Source organism: Arthrobacter sp. Hiyo1, assembly GCF_001263615.2.
In the GTDB taxonomy this organism is placed as follows: domain Bacteria; phylum Actinomycetota; class Actinomycetes; order Actinomycetales; family Micrococcaceae; genus Arthrobacter.
Genome location: NZ_DF952475.1, coordinates 314,130 through 318,214 on the forward strand (window position 1 = coordinate 314,130; position 4,085 = coordinate 318,214).

Sequence of the window (4,085 nt, forward strand, 5' to 3'; positions counted from 1 at the left end):
GGGCGCGGCGGGGGCATGGCCGCGCTCGTCCCGTCCGTGACCGAGTACCGGGGAACGACGGTGCAGGTCTGCGGGCTGTGGCCATTCTCCTCCGGTGCGTCCTCGCCCATGATCGGCGTCCCGCTCGGACGCCACGAGGAAACCCACGCCACCGTCTGCTGCGACCCGATCAGCTGGTTCCAGCGCGCACGGCTCATTTCCAACCCCTCCGCGTTCATCCTCGGCAAGCCCGGCCTGGGGAAGTCCACCCTGGTGCGCCGCATGTTCCTGGGGCTCTCCGCCCAGGGCGTCCACCCCCTGGTCCTGGGGGACCTGAAGGGCGAGCACGTCAAGGCGGTCAAGGCTCTCGGCGGGCAGGTCATTTCCCTGGGCCGCGGCGTGGGGTACCTGAACATTCTTGATCCCGGCCAGGCCGTCGAGGTCGCCCAGCTCCTTGAGGCCAGCGGCCACCACGAAGCCGCCACCCGGGTCCGGGCCGACGCCCACGGCCGCCGCCTGAACATGGTCGTCTCGCTCATCACGATCAGCCGGAACAACCCGCCCACGGACCAGGAACAGACGATCCTGGACCGGGCCCTGCGGGTCCTCGATGACACGTTCGACGGCATCCCGGTCCTGAAGGACCTCCTGGACGTGATCGTCTCCGCCCCGGAGGAGCTGCGCCAGGTCGCCCTGGACCGCGGCGACATCGCGGTCTACCTGCAGGAAACCCGGGCGCTGGAGGCAACCCTGCTGGGCCTGGCCGGGGGAGGGAAGCTGGGGGAAATCTTCTCCGCCCAGACCACCAACCCCATGAAACGGGACCGCGCCGTGGTCTTCGACGTCTCCAGCATCGACGAGACCGAGACGGACCTGCAGGCCGCTGTGCTGCTCGCCTGCTGGTCCTACGGCTTCGGAACGGTCAACGTCGCCAATGCCCTGGCAGATGCCGGCCTGGAGCCGCGCCGGAACTACTTCGTGGTCTTGGATGAGCTGTGGCGGGCGCTGCGCTCGGGCAAGGGCATGGTGGACCGGGTGGACGCCCTGACTCGCCTGAACCGCTCGGTCGGTGTCGGGCAGATCATGATCTCCCATACCATGTCCGACCTGCTGGCACTGCCGGCGGAAGAGGACAGGATGAAGGCCCGCGGATTCGTTGAACGCTCCGGCATGGTGATCTGCGGCGGCCTGCCCGCTTCGGAGATGCCGCTGCTGACCTCAGCGATCCCGTTGTCGCGGCAGGAGCAGCAGAAACTCATCTCCTGGCAGGACCCGCCCGCATGGGACTCCCGCGGGGTCGACGTCGAACCCCCGGGCCGGGGGAAGTTCCTGATCAAGGTCGGCGGCCGCCCGGGAATCCCGGTCCAGATCGGGCTCACGTCGATCGAACAGGACGAGGGATTGAACGACACCAACACCCGATGGAGCACACCCGCCGAGACGCTCATGGATCCTGCCGCGCCTGTTCTGCCCGTGGAAGGGGAGACACCGTGAGTGCGCCGAACCGCAAAGGAATGGGCCTCGGAGATGTCCTGCTGGTGTGGGTGGCCATTGGCTTCATCGTTGTCTTTGGCGGGGGCATTTACGCTGCCGTGCATCTGGGCTCCTGGATGGCCGGCATCGCCGCACCCCCGGCGCAGCCCGTTGATCTGATCGCCGGGCTGGCCAAGGGCCGGGTGCCCTGGCCTGTCCAGTCCACGGTCGCCGCTGCCCTCATGGCCGGCATGGTCCTGGTCCTGGCCCTCGTCGTGCTGGTGGCCTGGAAGAAAGGGGCGTCCAAGCGTGCACGGGTCGATAAGGCCGCACGGTACCTGGGGCGCGGGAAATCCCTGGCCGCGTTCTCCGAGAAGGGCGCGAAAGCGACGGCCGAGCGCCTGGGCGTGAAAGACACCCCCGGCATCGTGGTGGGCAAAGTCGTCTCGACCGGCCAAAAGTTCATCCAGTCCTGGGAAGACCTCAGCATCGACATCTGGGGCCCCGGACGGGTAAGTCGACCTCCCGGGTCATGCCGGCGATCCTGGACGCACCCGGCGCCGTGGTCTCCACCTCGAACAAGCGCGACGTCGTGGACGGCACCCGCGGCGTGCGGGTCCTGACCGCTCCGGTGTGGGTGTTCGATCCGCAGAAGATCGCCCAGGAAGAACCGGACTGGTGGTGGAACCCGCTCTCCTACGTCACGGACGAGGAGAAGGCCTACAAACTCACCCAGCATTTCGCCGTCGGCTCACGCCTCCCGGGGTCCAAACCGGACGCGTACTTCGACCCGAAGGCCGAAGACATCCTCTCCTCGTACTTCCTCGCTGCCGCGCTGGGGGAGCTGCCCATTACCCGGGTGTATCTGTGGGTGACGGAGCAGGTCAGTCAGGAACCCATCGAAATCCTCAAGGAGCACGACTACGAGCTGCAGTACAAGGGCTTGGAGTCCACGCTGAAGCTGGCCGACAAGCAGCGCGACGGGATCTTCGGCACCGCCGAGAAGATGATCCAGTGCCTCAAGTCCAGGAACACGCTGCGCTGGGTCGCCCCGGCCCGCGGCGCGTCCGTGGCCACGGATCCCCGGCGCCGGTTCAACCCGCGCGACTTCGCCGCCTCTCGGGAGACGATCTACATCCTCTCCAAGGAAGGGGCCGGCTCCGCCGCGCCGCTCACCACGGCCCTGACGGTGGCCATCGCGGAAGCCATGGAGGAACGGGCCGAGCGCAGCGGCGGGCGGCTGCCCAAACCTGCGCTGTTCGCCCTGGATGAGCTGGCCAACGTCGTCCGCTGGGCCGGGCTGCCGGACCAGTTCAGCCACTACGGCTCCAAGGGCCTGATCGTCATGGCCATCCTGCAGTCCTGGTCCCAGGGCGTTGAACTATGGGGGGAGGCGAACATGCGGAAAATCTGGTCCGCCGCGAACGTGAAGGTCTACGGCGGCGGCGTCGCCGAAGAAGGCTTCCTCCGCGCACTCTCGGACCTCATCGGGGACTACAGCTACACCAACATCTCCATCTCCACCGGCAAAACCGGGTCCAGCCGCTCCCGGCAGGAGGCCAAGGAACGCATCTTCGACGTCTCCAACCTCGCCGAACTCGACCGCGGCCGCGCCGTCGTGCTCGCCTCCGGGGCACCCGCCACCCTGGTCCGGACATTGCCCTGGTACACCGGCACCCGCAAGGACGCCGTCGAAGCGTCCATCAAGACCCACAGCCCCCGCCCCGAAGAACCGGCCCCACCGGCGGCTGCCGGGCCAGTGGCCAACCCCTGGGTCACAAAGTAGGAGGCTCTGAGATGGCCAGCAACATCGGACGATTCAGCACAGCCACCCCCAACTCAGAGGCACCTGCCGAGAGGCCGGCGGAAGAGCAGAAGCCACCGGAACTGGTCTACGGCTCAGCCGAGGAGTTCCTGCACGAACAGCTCCTGCCGACCTACGTCCGCGACGTCGACGGCCGCGCCGCAAAATGGTGCCTCGAATGGTACTTCCACCCCGAAGCACTCTCCCGCGTCGAAGCGCTGTGGCGGGCATGGGAACACCTCAGACTCGACGGAGCCACCGGCATCAGCGTCTGGTTCAAAGACCACGCTGACCACCACATGAACGTGCTCCTGGACCCCCGCGGACCGTTCTACAAATGCGACATGCAAAAACACCGCGACCCCGAACACCTCGAACCCAAAAAGGCACCCGAAGGCTGGTTCCCCGACGTGCGGGCACTACCTGTCTAAAAGGACAACCCGAAACTCGGACGGGCTCTATTGTCCACAAAGCAGTGTCCGGTACGGTGAACCCGGCACACCCTACAAACATTCAGAGCGCCCCTGGGGGTCGCCGTAGTATCCGGGAAAAATCGGGCGGATAAGGCTTGGGTAGGCTCCTGACCAAGAGATTTGTGGTGGTGGTCGGAGGGCGTGCTGAGTGGTTGTTCAGATATTCACGGATGAAGAGTTGGAACGGCTCCGGGAGTTCCCGGAGATCGGCAGGGATGAGTTGTTCCGGTTTGTTGATCCTGGCCGGGGAAGGGGCGCCTCGGACAGGCTTGGCCTCGCGGTAGCGCTGTGTACATTGCCGTGGCTTGGGTTCGTGCCGGATGAGGTGTCGTCCGCACCGCGGGTGGCGGTCGCCC

At 66.6% G+C, this 4,085-nt stretch carries 5 protein-coding genes; all 5 read left to right on the plus strand.

Features of this window, described 5'->3' with window-relative positions:
* Nucleotides 1–1,473: helicase HerA domain-containing protein (locus AHiyo1_RS20420; protein ID WP_059389802.1), on the plus strand; the 1,473-nt coding region annotated here is incomplete at its 5' end.
* Nucleotides 1,470–2,075: a hypothetical protein gene (locus AHiyo1_RS27430; RefSeq protein WP_253257502.1), complete on the plus strand. Its 606-nt coding sequence runs from the start codon at nt 1,470–1,472 to the stop codon at nt 2,073–2,075. The genes AHiyo1_RS20420 and AHiyo1_RS27430, both read left to right, overlap by 4 nt.
* Nucleotides 1,985–3,238 carry a type IV secretory system conjugative DNA transfer family protein gene (locus AHiyo1_RS20425; RefSeq protein WP_253257503.1) on the plus strand — a complete coding sequence of 418 codons (1,254 nt, stop codon included), beginning with the start codon at nt 1,985–1,987 and terminating at the stop codon, nt 3,236–3,238. Before AHiyo1_RS27430 ends, AHiyo1_RS20425 begins: the two co-directional genes overlap by 91 nt.
* Nucleotides 3,239–3,249: 11 nt before the next feature.
* A complete protein-coding gene (locus AHiyo1_RS20430; RefSeq protein WP_059389800.1) occupies nt 3,250–3,687 on the plus strand; it encodes a DUF4913 domain-containing protein in 438 nt (145 codons plus the stop codon).
* Nucleotides 3,688–3,877: 190 nt separating this feature from the next.
* Nucleotides 3,878–4,085 (plus strand): hypothetical protein (locus AHiyo1_RS25760; protein WP_059389801.1); only part of this gene is annotated, 208 nt, incomplete at its 3' end.